Source organism: Pseudomonas sp. KBS0707 (genome assembly GCF_005937945.2).
Taxonomy (GTDB): Bacteria; Pseudomonadota; Gammaproteobacteria; order Pseudomonadales; family Pseudomonadaceae; genus Aquipseudomonas; species Aquipseudomonas amygdali.
This window is the reverse complement of sequence record NZ_CP041754.1, coordinates 5,484,130-5,499,246: the sequence shown is the minus strand read 5'-3', so window position 1 is coordinate 5,499,246 and position 15,117 is coordinate 5,484,130. Positions and strand designations below refer to the sequence as shown.

Sequence of the window (15,117 nt, the reverse complement as noted above, 5' to 3'; positions counted from 1 at the left end):
CCCCAAAGGAAGACATGCCATGACTATCAAAGCCATCAACGTTCGTAACCAGTTCAAAGGCACCATCAAGGAAATCGTCCACGGCGACGTACTGTCGGAAATCGACGTACAGACCGCTTCCGGCGTTGTGACCTCGGTCATCACCACCCGCTCGGTAAAAGAGCTGGAACTGGTCGTCGGCAGCGAAGTAATTGCCTTCGTGAAGTCGACAGAAGTCTCCATCGCCAAGCTATAAACAATGAATAAAAAACGCCCCGGACGGTCCTGACCCTCCGGGGTTTTTTGCTGTTTACCTAGAGGGTGTAGACAAAATAAATTAAACTTTCACTCCCTTGTCTGAATAGCCCTCAAGCCATGCCTAAAACCGGACGTCCTCGCTCGATTGCCGCCGAGCACTATCCCGTGCTGGTGAAACTCGCTCATGCACAGCCCTATTCCAGCCAGGCCGAATTGGCGCTCGTATTCTTCGCCGAAACCGGTATCACTGCGCATCCCGACACCTTTGCAAAAGCGTTGAAAATGGCAGGGATTACGCGTGTAAAGCAGCGGGCCAAGGGAAGTTTTCAGTCACCTGAACCTAATAAAGCCTATGGCTACAATGAAACCCACCGCCGCCAACTGCCGGAGCAGCTATATCCGAGTTGCTTGACAGATACCGAGTGGGCACTGGTCGCCGACCTGTTTGAAAGCCAGGGCGGACGAGGAGTGCCACCGCTTCACTCTCGGCGCACGTTGCTGGAAGCCTGTTGCTATGTCGTACGCACGGGGTGCTCATGGCGAATGCTACCCCGCGATTTTCCTCATTGGGACAATGTCTACAAAACGTTCCGCCGGTGGAGCGCTCAAGGCAAGTTCGAGCAAATGCATGATCGCTTGCGAGCTCAATGGCGTGAGCGGGAAGAACGCGCTGACAGCCCGTCAGCAGCGATCCTGGATTCACAGTCGACCCGCAGTTCTCCTCAAGGCGGTGACAGCGGCTACGACGCAGGCAAAAAAGTCAAGGGGCGTAAACGAAGTCTGATTGTCGATACATTGGGCCTGCTGCTGGCTGTCAGTATCAGTGCTGCAAGCGTGCAGGATCGTGACGCGGCGGATGATGCGGTGGCGTACTCGAAGGAAAAATATCCGTCACTGAGCACGCTTTTTGTTGATAGTGCGTACGCAGGAAAATGGGCACAGCGCACCCATCAACTGCACGCTATCGATGTTCAAGTGATCCGTGGCCCGAATAACAGAAGAACAGGGCAATGGCACTCTGAACAAGGCGATCTATTTTCCGTGGAGCCTGTTCAGACTGGATTTGTGGTCATGCCCAAGCGATGGGTAGTGGAGCGAACTCATGCCTGGAATGAGAGAGCTCGGCGACTGATCATGCATCATGATCGCCTTTTTGCGGTAAGCGAGGCATGGGTTTGGTTGGCCGAGGCTCGAATACTCGCGCGCCGACTCACTACATGATTTTGTCTACACCCTCCTAGAAGGTGTAGACAAAATAAATTAAACTTTCACTCCCTTGTCTGAATAGCCCTCAAGCCATGCCTAAAACCGGACGTCCTCGCTCGATTGCCGCCGAGCACTATCCCGTGCTGGTGAAACTCGCTCATGCACAACCCTATTCCAGCCAGGCCGAATTGGCGCTCGTATTCTTCGCCGAAACCGGTATCACTGCGCATCCCGACACCTTTGCAAAAGCGTTGAAAATGGCAGGGATTACGCGTGTAAAGCAGCGGGCCAAGGGAAGTTTTCAGTCACCTGAACCTAATAAAGCCTATGGCTACAATGAAACCCACCGCCGCCAACTGCCGGAGCAGCTATATCCGAGTTGCTTGACAGATACCGAGTGGGCACTGGTCGCCGACCTGTTTGAAAGCCAGGGCGGACGAGGAGTGCCACCGCTTCACTCTCGGCGCACGTTGCTGGAAGCCTGTTGCTATGTCGTACGCACGGGGTGCTCATGGCGAATGCTACCCCGCGATTTTCCTCATTGGGACAATGTCTACAAAACGTTCCGCCGGTGGAGCGCTCAAGGCAAGTTCGAGCAAATGCATGATCGCTTGCGAGCTCAATGGCGTGAGCGGGAAGAACGCGCTGACAGCCCGTCAGCAGCGATCCTGGATTCACAGTCGACCCGCAGTTCTCCTCAAGGCGGTGACAGCGGCTACGACGCAGGCAAAAAAGTCAAGGGGCGTAAACGAAGTCTGATTGTCGATACATTGGGCCTGCTGCTGGCTGTCAGTATCAGTGCTGCAAGCGTGCAGGATCGTGACGCGGCGGATGATGCGGTGGCGTACTCGAAGGAAAAATATCCGTCACTGAGCACGCTTTTTGTTGATAGTGCGTACGCAGGAAAATGGGCACAGCGCACCCATCAACTGCACGCTATCGATGTTCAAGTGATCCGTGGCCCGAATAACAGAAGAACAGGGCAATGGCACTCTGAACAAGGCGATCTATTTTCCGTGGAGCCTGTTCAGACTGGATTTGTGGTCATGCCCAAGCGATGGGTAGTGGAGCGAACTCATGCCTGGAATGAGAGAGCTCGGCGACTGATCATGCATCATGATCGCCTTTTTGCGGTAAGCGAGGCATGGGTTTGGTTGGCCGAGGCTCGAATACTCGCGCGCCGACTCACTACATGATTTTGTCTACACCCTCCTAGCAATTATGTGAGGTAGGCGAAGTATCAGTTTTGCTGGATGCTGATAGCTGGTTCTATTTGAAGCATCAGCCATGACCTCTTCAGCCCAAGCAGTTTTATGCCGCTATCGCTACGACCCGCTGGACCGTCTGGCTTCCAGTTCGCCGGTGAGGCAGGAAGATATCCAGCGCTTCTATCAGAAGAACGTTCTGGCGACCGAGATTCAGGGTGCGTTGCGGAGCACGGTCTTTCAGCATGAAGACCGGCTATTGGCTCAACAGCGGCACGTTGATGATCTAGTGGACACGACGCTGCTGGCGACCGATCAGCAACGTTCAGTTTTGCAACTTGTGGATAACACCGGGGTTGAGTCTATGGCGTATAGCGTCTACGGACATCATCCGCCTGAAAGCGGACTAACCAGTTTGCTGGGCTTCAATGGCGAGCGACGAGATCCGGCGACCGGGCATTATCTGCTGGGGAATGGGTATCGGGCTTATAACCCGGTGTTGATGCGGTTTAACAGCCCGGACAGTCTGAGCCCGTTTGGCGAGGGAGGGTTGAATGCTTATGGTTATGTGAGTGGGGATCCGGTTGGGTTTGGGGATCCGTCGGGGCATATAAGTGCTGGGTTGCTTGATAAGTTATTACGGGCCGGAACAATTATACTGGCGCCTAAAAAAATACCGTTATCACAGTTGCCTGGCATGGTTGATGAATTGCCATATTCCTCTGCTACTGTTTCGTCACCTCCCTCGCTTCCCATTGCGTCATCAACAGGTGCGGGCTTGGCAAGTAAGAGTTCAATTTCCAGCTCGTCTGTTGATCCGAGTGCAGGCGGGACTTTAAAATCCATGATCAGAAAATATAAAGAAAAACGTGAAGCTTTTAATCGTTTTTATAAATCTGGTGCAGCTGACCAGCGCAAAGCAGACGTACTCAAGGCGGCAGAAGCCACCTACCGAGAAGAGTTAGACGTTACAGTGAAAGCGCTCGAAGTGATGGAGGCGTCGAAAGGAACCAGTGCTTTTAATCCTGAAAGGTACAATATTCTGAACGCCAGGTTTATCAAGCGAGAAAGAAAATATAGCAAACGTTTTATGCCTTATCATGAAGGTGTGAAGAAGATCCGTGAATAGTGAGCTTTAAATAACTCGCTTCACCAAAAACATCGGCAAATACAACCCCAAATAAGCATCAAACACCCGCATCCCTTCCTCAGCCATGCGCGGTGTGATCTCGTCATGCAATTGCACTGATCGCGCATACACCCGATCCCCCAGTTCCATCGCCAGCGCAAATACGTCCATGTCATCCGGCAGCGCAGGCAGCTGGAAGTGGCGGTCAAAGACCTCAAGCATCAAATGCCCCAGCTCTATGTCGTGCTGGCGGTCTGCCTGGTTGATTTCGGTCAGGCCGTGCTGGGCAAGGATCAATTGGCGGGCGGCGGCGTCGGCGTTGTAGATGGCCAGCATGCGCAGTTCGACGATACGCGACAGGTCGCGCCAAGTGGTGAGCTGGTCGTGATCGATAGGCGCTTGCAGTGAGGCGCGGAAAGCCGCGTGAATATCGGCGGTCAACGCTTCAAGCAGCGCCGGAACGCTGGCGAAGAAGTGATACACCGAGGAGGGTGGAATACCTGCGCGTTCAGCCACGCTGTAGATCGACAGGCTGGCCACCCCTTGCTCGGCGAGCAGCGTGCGCGCGGCGTCGAGAATCGAATCGATCCTGGCCTGGCTGCGTGCTCGAGGTTTGCGGGGCGTGGCGGCGCGTGTCATGGGCGTGGCTCGTGGTTGGGCTGACGGCATTGTAAGGGATTCTGACTGGATGAATCTCTGTCGTCGCCAAACGATTATCGCTCCCACGCTCCGCGTGGTAGCGCAGTTCTGGACGCTCCGCGTCCTCTCCTGATTATGCGGTGCGAGAGGTGCTCCGGGCGCAAACAAAAACGCCGCAAAGCTCAAGGCTTTGCGGCGTTTTATGTTGCTCAGCCTCAATCAGACGGTGTGCAGGTACCAGTTGTACTCGAGGTCGGAGATGGAGTGTTCGAACTCTTCCAGCTCGCTCTCTTTACAGGCGACAAAAATGTCGATGTATTTCGGGTCGATGTACTTGGCCATGACCGGGTTGTCGTCCAGCTCGCGCAGTGCGTCGCGCAGGTTGTTCGGCAGGCTTTGTTCGTGTTGCTCGTACGAGTTGCCTTCTACCGGCGCGCCAGGCTCGACCTTGTTGACCAGGCCGTGGTGCACGCCGGCCAGTACCGAAGCCATGACCAGATACGGGTTGGCATCGGCACCGGCAACGCGGTGTTCGATACGCACGGCATCGGCGGTGCCGGTCGGTACACGAACGGCGACCGTACGGTTGTCCAGACCCCAGGTCGGCGAGTTGGGCACATAGAACTGCGCACCGAACCGGCGATACGAGTTGACGTTCGGGCACAGGAAAGCCATTTGTGCCGGCAGGGTCTCGAGCACACCGCCGATAGCGTGACGCAATGCGGCGTTCTGCTCGGGATCCTCGCTGGTGAAGATATTCTTGCCATCGCGATCCAGGATCGAGATGTGGACGTGCAGACCATTACCCGCCTGACCCGGATAGGGCTTGGCCATGAAGGTCGTGTCCATCTCGTGATCGTAGGCGATGTTCTTGATCAGGCGCTTGAGCAGCACGGCGTAATCGCACGCCTTGATCGCGTCGGCGACGTGATGCAGGTTGACTTCGAACTGTGCCGGGGCGCTTTCCTTGACGATTGCGTCGGCAGGAATGCCTTGCTCCTTCGCACCTTCAAGGATGTCCTGAAGGCAGTCGACGTATTCGTCCAGGTCATCGATCAGGTAGACCTGTGTCGAATGCGGGCGTTTGCCGGAGATCGGCGAGCGGGGCGGTTGCGGGCGACCGTTCACGTTCTCCTGATCGATCAGGTAGAACTCCAGCTCGAATGCGGCGCAGATGGTCAGGCCCATTTCGTCGAACTTGGCGACGACCTGGCGCAATACTTCACGCGGGTCGGCGAAAAACGGGTCGCCTTCGAGTTCGTGCATGGTCATCAGCAATTGCGCAGTAGGGCGCTTTTGCCATGGCTCGTTGCACAGGGTGTCGGGGATGGGATAACAGATTCGGTCAGCATCACCGATATCCAGGCCCAGGCCGGTGCTTTCCACCGTGGAGCCATTGATATCCAGAGCAAATAAAGAGGCCGGCAGGTTGATGCCTTTCTCGTAAACCTTATGGAGGCTGGTGCGTTCGATGCGTTTGCCACGCACCACACCATTCATATCTGCAATCAGAAGGTCAACGTACAGAACCTCAGGATGTTCCTTAAGGAACGCGTTCGCTTCGTTAAGCTGAACGGCACGCGGGGGTACCGACATGATGCAACACCTTTGTTGTTAAAAATATCAATCATCAATGATTGCGGATCTCAGTCAATCCGAAAGCCATGATGAAGTCAATAGAGCCTTTTTTTGCCCTAAAACTGCGCCATATGGCCTTTTTTGCCGCTATTTAGGGCGTTTTATTCCGTTTCTGACCGCTGTTAAATACGAGCTAGAGCGGCCTGTCTTCTATTTTTAACGGGTTGTTGTATAAAAAAATGAACGAGGCTAAGCTCGATCGCAACCCAGTAGAGCAACAATAGCGGGGGTCCAATGCTTCACCTTTCCCTGGTCGACACGCGACTATCAAGTCCGTACAGCGCTCATCATGCCTGTGATATCGGTGCTCGTGGTGGGTTGCCACACCTTGCGACATCCCTGAACGGCTATCGAAGCCAGTCTGCTCTACTCTCAATGCTGGACATTACCACTATAACGGCTTCGTCAGTGTGACCGCGGCCGTCTGGAAATCCGGCCCCGCAGCTGTCACCTTACCCCTAATCGGCGTCTGCCGAAACGAGTTGTACAACATGACGCCGATGCGTCTGGAACGCCTGATCACGATCAGGACAATAAAACCCTGAGGTATTTATGAGTACCAACCTCGACCAGCTCACCGATTGGTTGAAAGAACACAAGATTACCGAAGTCGAATGCATGATGTCCGACCTTACCGGCATCACCCGAGGCAAGATCTCGCCGACCAACAAGTTCATCGCTGAAAAAGGCATGCGTCTGCCTGAAAGCGTGCTGTTGCAGACGGTGACTGGCGACTACGTAGAAGACGATATTTACTACGAGCTGCTGGACCCGGCAGACATCGATATGATCTGCCGTCCCGACCAGAACGCGGTGTACCTGGTGCCCTGGGCGGTCGAGCCCACTGCGCAGGTGATTCACGACACCTACGACAAGCAGGGCAACCCCATCGAGCTGTCGCCGCGCAACGTGTTGAAGAAGGTCCTCAAGCTTTACGCCGATCAGGGCTGGCAGCCAATCGTGGCACCGGAGATGGAGTTCTACCTGACCAAGCGTAGCGACGACCCGGACTATCCGCTACAGCCACCGATCGGGCGTTCCGGGCGACCGGAAACCGGCCGTCAGTCGTTCTCGATCGAAGCGGCCAACGAATTCGATCCGCTGTTCGAAGACGTCTATGACTGGTGCGAACTGCAGAACCTGGACCTGGACACGCTGATCCACGAAGACGGTACGGCGCAGATGGAAATCAACTTCCGTCATGGTGATGCCCTTTCGCTGGCTGATCAGATTCTGGTGTTCAAGCGCACCATGCGCGAAGCCGCGCTCAAGCACGACGTCGCGGCGACCTTCATGGCCAAGCCGATGACCGGCGAGCCTGGCAGTGCCATGCACTTGCACCAGAGCATCATCGACATCGAGACCGGCAAGAACATCTTCTCCAATGAAGACGGGACCATGAGCGAGCTGTTTCTGAACCACGTGGGTGGTCTGCAGAAGTTCATCCCCGAGCTATTGCCGCTGTTCGCCCCCAACGTCAACTCGTTCCGCCGCTTTCTGCCCGACACCTCGGCACCGGTGAACGTCGAGTGGGGCGAAGAGAACCGTACCGTCGGCCTGCGCGTGCCGGACGCTGTGCCGCAGAACCGTCGCGTGGAAAACCGTCTGCCAGGTGCCGATGCCAACCCCTATCTGGCCATCGCCGCCAGTCTGCTGTGCGGCTTCATCGGCATGGTCGAAGGCATCAACCCGAGCGCACCGGTGGTCGGGCGGGGTTACGAGCGGCGTAATCTGCGTCTGCCGTTGACCATCGAAGACGCCCTGGAGCGCATGGAAAACAGCAAGACCATCGAGAAGTACCTGGGCAAAAAATTCATCATCGGTTACGTCGCGGTCAAGCGCGCCGAGCATGAAAACTTCAAGCGCGTGATCAGCTCGTGGGAGCGGGAATTCCTGCTCTTCGCAGTCTGATCCCGCAGAGCGCCGCAGCAGCAGGTATGCGGCGCTCTGATAACTGACCCTAATTAAAGGAAGTGCTGCATGAGTGCCCACAATAATCCGCAAACCCTCGAGTGGCAGGCCTTGAGCAGCGAACATCACCTGGCACCGTTCAGCGACTACAAACAATTGAAAGAGAAAGGCCCGCGCATTATTACCCGTGCCGAGGGCGTTTATTTGTGGGACAGCGAGGGCAACAAGATCCTCGATGGCATGTCCGGCCTGTGGTGCGTAGCCATTGGTTACGGCAGGGAAGAACTGGCCGACGCTGCCAGCAAACAAATGCGTGAGCTGCCTTATTACAACCTGTTTTTCCAGACCGCCCACCCGCCGGTGCTGGAACTGGCCAAAGCCATTTCCGAAATCGCTCCACAGGGCATGAATCATGTGTTCTTCACCGGTTCAGGCTCTGAAGGTAATGACACGATGCTACGCATGGTTCGTCATTACTGGGCTCTCAAAGGCCAGCCAGACAAGAAAACCATCATCAGCCGCGTCAATGGTTATCACGGCTCAACCGTCGCCGGTGCCAGTCTGGGCGGCATGACCTACATGCACGAGCAGGGCGACCTGCCGATTCCGGGTGTTGTCCACATTCCGCAGCCCTACTGGTTCGGCGAAGGCGGTGACATGACGCCGGACGAGTTCGGTGTGTGGGCTGCCGAGCAACTGGAAAAGAAAATTATCGAGCTGGGCGTCGAGAACGTCGGTGCGTTCATTGCCGAGCCGATCCAGGGCGCAGGCGGTGTGATCGTGCCGCCCGATTCCTACTGGCCGAAGATCAAGGAAATCCTTTCCCGCTACGACATCCTGTTCGCCGCCGATGAGGTGATTTGTGGTTTCGGGCGTACCAGTGAGTGGTTCGGTAGCGATTTCTACGGCCTCAAGCCGGACATGATGACCATCGCCAAAGGCCTGACCTCCGGTTACGTGCCGATGGGCGGCCTGATCGTGCGTGATGAAATCGTTGCGGTGCTCAACGAGGGCGGTGATTTCAATCATGGCTTTACCTACTCCGGGCATCCGGTGGCGGCAGCCGTTGCGCTGGAGAACATACGTATCCTGCGCGAAGAAAGGATCGTCGAACGGGTCAAGTCGGAAACGGCACCGTATTTGCAAAAGCGTTTGCGTGAGTTGAGCAATCATCCGCTGGTGGGCGAGGTCCGTGGCGTCGGGCTGCTGGGGGCCATCGAACTGGTGAAGGACAAGGTCACTCGCGAGCGCTACACCGACAAGGGCGCCGGGATGATCTGTCGAACCTTCTGCTTCGATAATGGCCTGATCATGCGGGCCGTGGGCGACACGATGATCATTGCGCCGCCACTGGTGATCAGTTTTGCGGAAATCGACGAACTGGTGGAAAAGGCTCGCAAATGCCTGGATCTGACGCTGGCGGTATTGCTGGGCTGAATCCGCAAAAAAGGTCGATTCAAGCGCAATGTGCGTTGTTTAACGGGTGTCGGCTTGAAAGCCTGCCCTGGAAGTTGCCAGACTAATGGCTACAAGCCGCTAACTGACGGTCAGTGATAAAAATACATTGGAGCTACGCATGAAAAAATTTGGCAAGACCCTTCTCGCGCTGTCCCTGATGGGCGTTGTGGCCGCCGCTGCGCAGGCCGATGATAAAGTGCTGCACGTCTATAACTGGTCCGATTACATCGCGCCGGACACCGTTGCCAAGTTCGAGAAAGAATCGGGCATCAAGGTGGTCTACGACGTTTTCGACAGCAACGAGACGCTGGAAGCCAAATTGCTCGCCGGCAAGTCCGGCTACGACATCGTTGTGCCGTCCAACAACTTCCTGGCCAAGCAGATCAAGGCGGGCGTCTACCAGGAACTGGACAAATCCAAACTGCCGAACTGGAAAAACCTGAACGAATCGTTGCTCAAAGCCGTGTCGGTCAGCGACCCGGACAACAAGCACGCATTCCCGTACATGTGGGGTTCGATCGGTATCGGCATCAACCCGGACAAGGTCAAGGCTGCGCTGGGCGCCGATGCGCCGGTCAATTCCTGGGACCTGCTGTTCAAGCCGGAGAACGCTGCCAAGTTGAAGTCGTGCGGCATCAGCTTCCTCGATTCGCCGACCGAAATGCTGCCGATTGCCCTGCATTACCTGGGCTACCCGACAGACTCTCAGGACAAGAAGCAGCTCGCCGAGGCTGAAGCGCTGTTCATGAAGATTCGTCCGTCGATTGGCTATTTCCACTCGTCCAAGTACATCTCGGACCTGGCCAACGGCAATATCTGCGTCGCAGTCGGCTACTCGGGTGACATCTATCAGGCCAAGTCCCGTGCTGCGGAAGCCGGTGGCAAGGTAAAAGTTGCTTACAACATTCCTAAAGAAGGTGCCGGTAGCTTCTACGACATGGTCGCCATTCCCAAGGATGCCGAAAACGTCGAGGGTGCCTACAAGTTCATGACCTTCCTGATGAAGCCGGAAATCATGGCCGAGATCACCAACGCCGTACGCTTCCCGAACGGTAACGCGGCGGCTACGGCGCTGGTTGACAAGGAAATCACCAGTGACCCTGGCGTTTATCCACCTGCCGACGTACAGGCCAAACTGTATGCAATCGCGGACTTGCCTGCTGCCACGCAGCGGATCATGACCCGCAGCTGGACCAAGATAAAGTCAGGTAAATAAGCCTGTCATCAAACCTGTGGATGCTGCGTAGCCTTGGCTGCGCAGCCTCCAACAGACAGGAATATTGCCTAAACCTTTGCTGGTTGGACGCATAGACGGTAAGTTGCGCGCCGGTTTGGTTTTCCGGACGCCCTCCGGCGCTCAGGCCCCTCTGTTAAAAGGACTCATTCTTTGTCTATTTCTATTTTTTCCAAAGCCTTGCTGGCGGCTGCCGGGCTGACACTGTCGATCAGTGCCCAGGCTGAGTCCACCGTGCATATTTATAACTGGTCCGATTACATCGGCAAGACCACCCTGGCGGACTTCGAAGCCGCTACCGGTATCAAGCCGATGTACGACGTGTTCGACTCCAACGAAACCCTTGAAGCCAAGCTGTTGGCCGGACGCACCGGCTATGACGTGGTGGTGCCGTCCAATCACTTCCTCGGCAAGCAGATCAAGGCCGGTGCGTTCCAGAAGCTCGACAAGTCGCTGCTGCCCAATTACAAGAATCTCGACCCGGCGCTGCTCAAGCGTCTGGAGAAGAACGATCCGGGTAACCAATACGCCGTGCCGTACCTGTGGGGTACCAACGGCATCGGTTACAACGTCGAAAAGGTCAAGGCCGTGTTGGGCGTCGACAAGATCGACTCCTGGGCCGTGCTGTTTGAGCCGGAGAACATCAAGAAGCTCTCCAGCTGTGGCGTAGCGTTTCTCGACTCCGCCGATGAGATGTTGCCTGCGGTGCTCAACTACATGGGGCTGGACCCCAACAGCACCAAGGAAGCCGATTACAAGAAGGCCGAAGCCAAGCTGCTGGCGATTCGTCCTTACGTAACCTATTTCCACTCGTCCAAATACATCACTGATCTGGCCAATGGCGACATCTGTGTTGCAGCCGGTTTTTCGGGCGATGTGTTTCAGGCCAAGGCGCGCGCAGAAGAGGCAGGCAAAGGCGTGAAGCTCGCTTACAGCATCCCGAAGGAGGGCGGCAACCTGTGGTTCGATATGCTGGCCATTCCGGCAGACTCGAAAAACATCAAGGCTGCCAGCGCCTTCATCAATTACATGCTTGACCCCAAGGTGATCGCCCAGGTCAGCGATGAAGTCGGCTACGCCAACCCCAATCCCGCCTCCGGCGAGTTCATGGACCAGAAAATCCGCACCGATGCAGCGGTTTACCCGCCTCAGGAAGTGCTGGACCGCCTGTTCGTGAACAGCGAGTTGCCCCCCAAGGTGCAACGTCTGATGACCCGCAGCTGGACCAAGGTCAAGTCGGGCAAATAAAAATCCAGCACCCGGCCGTATTGGCCGGTTGCCTACCTGTTGGGAGTTTCACCCATGGCAGTTGCCTCCGGCGCCTACAAGAAAGCCATCGAAGGCGGTCAGCAACCCAAAGAGGTGCTGGTCAGGATCGATCGGGTCACGAAGAAGTTCGACGAGACGATTGCGGTGGACGACGTGTCGCTGCAAATCAACAAGGGTGAGATCTTTGCCCTGCTTGGCGGCTCCGGTTCCGGAAAGTCCACACTGCTGCGCATGCTGGCCGGGTTCGAACGGCCAACCGAAGGCCGTATCTACCTCGACGGTGTCGACATCACCGACATGCCGCCGTACGAACGCCCGATCAACATGATGTTCCAGTCCTACGCGCTGTTCCCGCACATGACCGTGGCGGACAACATCGCCTTTGGCCTGAAACAGGACAAGCTGGCCAAGCCGGAAATCGAAGCCCGCGTGGCGGAGATGCTCAAGCTGGTGCAGATGACCCAGTACGCCAAGCGCAAGCCGCACCAGCTCTCGGGCGGCCAGCGTCAACGTGTGGCCCTGGCCCGCTCGCTGGCCAAAAAGCCCAAGCTGCTGTTGCTTGATGAGCCAATGGGTGCGCTGGACAAGAAACTGCGTTCGCAGATGCAGCTGGAACTGGTGGAGATCATCGAGCGCGTCGGCGTGACCTGCGTAATGGTGACTCACGATCAGGAAGAGGCCATGACCATGGCCGAGCGCATCGCAATCATGCACCTGGGCTGGATCGCGCAGATCGGCAGCCCGATCGATATCTACGAAACCCCGACCAGCCGTCTGGTCTGCGAATTCATCGGCAGCGTCAACCTGTTCGAAGGTGACGTGATCGAAGACATGGAAGCCCACGCGCTGATCCGCAGTCCCGAGCTGGAGCGCAATATCTATGTCGGCCACGGCGTCAGTACGTCGGTGGAAGACAAGCACATCACCTACGCCCTGCGCCCTGAGAAACTGCTGATCACCACCGAGCAGCCAGGCTTCGAATACAACTGGTCACGCGGCAAGGTCCACGACATCGCCTATCTGGGCGGTCATTCGGTGTTCTACGTCGAGCTGCCGGGCGGCAAGCTGGTGCAATCGTTCGTCGCCAACGCCGAGCGTCAGGGCGCACGGCCTACCTGGGGCGATGAAGTCTACGTGTGGTGGGAAGACGACAGCGGCGTGGTACTGCGCTCATGAAAATCCGCAAGATCAAGCGCGCGTTCGAGCGCATAAAGCCCAACGGGCGGCAGATGGTCATCGGCGTGCCGTTCCTCTGGCTGTTTCTGTTCTTTGCCCTGCCGTTTTTGATCGTGCTCAAGATCAGCTTCGCCGAAGCCGACGTCGCGATCCCGCCATACACCGAGATCTTCAGCTACGCCGACGAAAAGCTGCAGATGGTCCTCAACTTCGCCAACTACACCTTGCTCAGTGGCGATGACCTGTACGTTTCGGCCTATCTGGGCTCGCTGAAGATGGCCTTCATCAGCACCTTGCTGTGCCTGCTGATCGGCTATCCGATGGCCTATGCCATCGCCAGCGCGCGCAAGGACCTGCAAACCGTGCTGTTGCTGCTGATCATGATGCCGACCTGGACGGCGATCCTGATCCGCGTCTACGCCTGGATGGGCATCCTCAGCAACAACGGGCTGCTCAATGCTTTCCTGATGTGGCTTGGGCTGATCGACGCGCCGTTGCAGATCCTCAACACCAACCTGGCGGTGTACATCGGCGTGGTCTATTCCTACCTGCCGTTCATGATTTTGCCGCTGTACGCCAACCTTGTGAAGCATGACACCAGCCTGCTGGAAGCCGCGTCCGATCTGGGTTCGAGCACTTTCAACAGCTTCTGGAAAATCACCGTGCCGCTGTCCAAGAACGGTGTGATCGCCGGCTGCATGCTGGTATTCATCCCGGTGGTCGGCGAATTCGTGATTCCCGAACTGCTGGGTGGCCCGGAAACACTGATGATCGGCCGCGTGCTGTGGCAGGAATTCTTCAACAACCGTGACTGGCCGGTGGCTTCGGCGCTGGCAGTCATCATGCTGCTGGTGCTGATCGTGCCTATCATCCTGTTCAACCGCAGTCAGGCCAAAGAACTGGAGGGCAAGGCATGAACCGCTTTCGATTCTCGAACCTGATGCTGGTTCTGGGTTTGCTGTTTATCTATGCGCCGATGGTGATTCTGGTCATCTACTCGTTCAACGCCTCGCAACTGGTGACGGTCTGGGGCGGCTGGTCGGTGAAATGGTACGTCGGCCTGCTGGATAACTCGCAACTGATGGGCTCGGTGATGCGCTCGCTGGAGATCGCCTGCTACACCGCCGTTGCTGCGGTGGCGCTGGGGACGATGGCTGCGTTTGTGCTGACCCGCATCAGTCGCTTCAAGGGTCGGACGTTCTTTGGCGGGCTGGTAACTGCGCCGCTGGTAATGCCCGAAGTGATCACCGGCCTCTCGCTGTTGCTGCTGTTCGTGGCCATGGCGCAATTGATCGGTTGGCCGCAGGAGCGCGGCATCATGACCATCTGGATCGCGCACACGACGTTCTGCGCGGCCTACGTGGCAGTGGTGGTATCGGCGCGGCTGCGTGAGCTGGACCTGTCGATTGAAGAAGCGGCGATGGATCTGGGCGCGCGTCCGTGGAAGGTGTTCTTGCTGATCACCATCCCGATGATCGCGCCGTCGCTGGCAGCCGGCGGCATGATGTCGTTTGCACTGTCGCTGGACGACCTGGTGCTCGCCAGCTTCGTTTCCGGGCCGGGTTCGACGACTCTGCCGATGGAAGTGTTCTCCGCCGTGAGACTGGGCGTTAAACCTGAAATCAACGCAGTGGCGAGCCTGATTCTGCTGGCCGTTTCATTGGCGACCTTCCTGGTCTGGTTCTTCACCCGCCGCGCGGAAAACAGCCGCAAGCGTGCCATCCAGCAAGCCATCGAGGAAAGCGCAGCAGACGCCTGGAAACAACCGGACCCAAGGCGTGCGCCTGCGGCGTGAGGACCTGATCGTGCGCGGAGGGCGTGGGAGCGAGCTTGCTCGCGAACTGCCGGTTACCGGCAGCAACTAGCTATCTCGGTTTATCGCTCCCACGCTCCCATGCTCCAGCGTGGGAGCGCAGCTCTGGACGCTCTGCGTCCGATCTTGATAGCGCGGTGCTACGCAGACTTGTGACGCGGAGCGTCACGAAAGGCATGCCAACGCTGAGCATTGGCACGAT

At 56.8% G+C, this 15,117-nt stretch carries 13 protein-coding genes; 11 read left to right on the top strand and 2 right to left on the bottom strand.

Annotation, left to right across the window (positions count from 1 at the left end; translation table 11 throughout):
* Positions 1-19 precede the first annotated feature (19 nt).
* The 4 genes from FFH21_RS26360 (at position 20) to FFH21_RS26345 (ending at position 3,777) form a co-directional block, all read left to right on the top strand.
* Positions 20-235, top strand: coding sequence for a molybdopterin-binding protein (locus FFH21_RS26360; protein WP_002555770.1), 216 nt, complete (start codon positions 20-22; stop codon positions 233-235).
* Positions 236-354: 119 nt separating this feature from the next.
* Entirely contained in the window at positions 355-1,458 is a 1,104-nt protein-coding gene (locus tag FFH21_RS26355; RefSeq protein ID WP_004663854.1) for an IS5-like element ISPsy19 family transposase, read from the top strand.
* 77 nt (positions 1,459-1,535) lie between these two features.
* Positions 1,536-2,639, top strand: coding sequence for an IS5-like element ISPsy19 family transposase (locus tag FFH21_RS26350; RefSeq protein WP_004663854.1), 1,104 nt, complete (start codon positions 1,536-1,538; stop codon positions 2,637-2,639).
* 91 nt (positions 2,640-2,730) lie between these two features.
* Positions 2,731-3,777 carry an RHS repeat-associated core domain-containing protein gene (locus FFH21_RS26345; RefSeq protein WP_011169793.1) on the top strand — a complete coding sequence of 349 codons (1,047 nt, stop codon included), beginning with the start codon at positions 2,731-2,733 and terminating at the stop codon, positions 3,775-3,777.
* A gap of 6 nt (positions 3,778-3,783) precedes the next feature.
* Here the strand turns inward: FFH21_RS26345 and FFH21_RS26340 are convergent, their stop codons facing one another.
* Together FFH21_RS26340 and FFH21_RS26335 are read right to left on the bottom strand one after the other, a co-directional pair.
* Entirely contained in the window at positions 3,784-4,416 is a 633-nt protein-coding gene (locus FFH21_RS26340) for a TetR/AcrR family transcriptional regulator (RefSeq protein ID WP_011169792.1), read from the bottom strand.
* Between the two features lie 219 nt (positions 4,417-4,635).
* Complete coding sequence (locus FFH21_RS26335; RefSeq protein WP_003413528.1) at positions 4,636-6,012, bottom strand: glutamine synthetase family protein; 1,377 nt, start codon at positions 6,010-6,012, stop codon at positions 4,636-4,638.
* A 594-nt stretch (positions 6,013-6,606) separates the two neighbouring features.
* Here FFH21_RS26335 and FFH21_RS26330 point away from each other — a divergent pair.
* The 7 genes from FFH21_RS26330 (at position 6,607) to FFH21_RS26300 (ending at position 14,897) form a co-directional block, all read left to right on the top strand.
* Positions 6,607-7,965: a glutamine synthetase family protein gene (locus FFH21_RS26330; RefSeq protein WP_002555767.1), complete on the top strand. Its 1,359-nt coding sequence runs from the start codon at positions 6,607-6,609 to the stop codon at positions 7,963-7,965.
* Positions 7,966-8,034: 69 nt separating this feature from the next.
* Positions 8,035-9,402, top strand: a complete 1,368-nt coding sequence (locus tag FFH21_RS26325) for an aspartate aminotransferase family protein (protein WP_011169791.1) — start codon at positions 8,035-8,037, stop codon at positions 9,400-9,402.
* A gap of 139 nt (positions 9,403-9,541) precedes the next feature.
* Positions 9,542-10,639 carry a polyamine ABC transporter substrate-binding protein gene (locus tag FFH21_RS26320; RefSeq protein WP_004663257.1) on the top strand — a complete coding sequence of 366 codons (1,098 nt, stop codon included), beginning with the start codon at positions 9,542-9,544 and terminating at the stop codon, positions 10,637-10,639.
* A gap of 171 nt (positions 10,640-10,810) precedes the next feature.
* The gene (locus tag FFH21_RS26315; RefSeq protein WP_011169790.1) at positions 10,811-11,905 is read left to right on the top strand and encodes a polyamine ABC transporter substrate-binding protein; all 1,095 of its coding nucleotides are present in this window, start codon (positions 10,811-10,813) and stop codon (positions 11,903-11,905) included.
* Between the two features lie 54 nt (positions 11,906-11,959).
* Positions 11,960-13,102 carry a polyamine ABC transporter ATP-binding protein gene (potA, locus tag FFH21_RS26310; protein WP_004663260.1) on the top strand — a complete coding sequence of 381 codons (1,143 nt, stop codon included), beginning with the start codon at positions 11,960-11,962 and terminating at the stop codon, positions 13,100-13,102.
* Entirely contained in the window at positions 13,099-14,019 is a 921-nt protein-coding gene (locus FFH21_RS26305) for an ABC transporter permease subunit (RefSeq protein ID WP_003372160.1), read from the top strand. Before potA ends, FFH21_RS26305 begins: the two co-directional genes overlap by 4 nt.
* Positions 14,016-14,897 carry an ABC transporter permease subunit gene (locus FFH21_RS26300; RefSeq protein WP_004655028.1) on the top strand — a complete coding sequence of 294 codons (882 nt, stop codon included), beginning with the start codon at positions 14,016-14,018 and terminating at the stop codon, positions 14,895-14,897. The genes FFH21_RS26305 and FFH21_RS26300 overlap by 4 nt, the downstream gene beginning before the upstream one ends.
* Positions 14,898-15,117 lie beyond the last annotated feature (220 nt).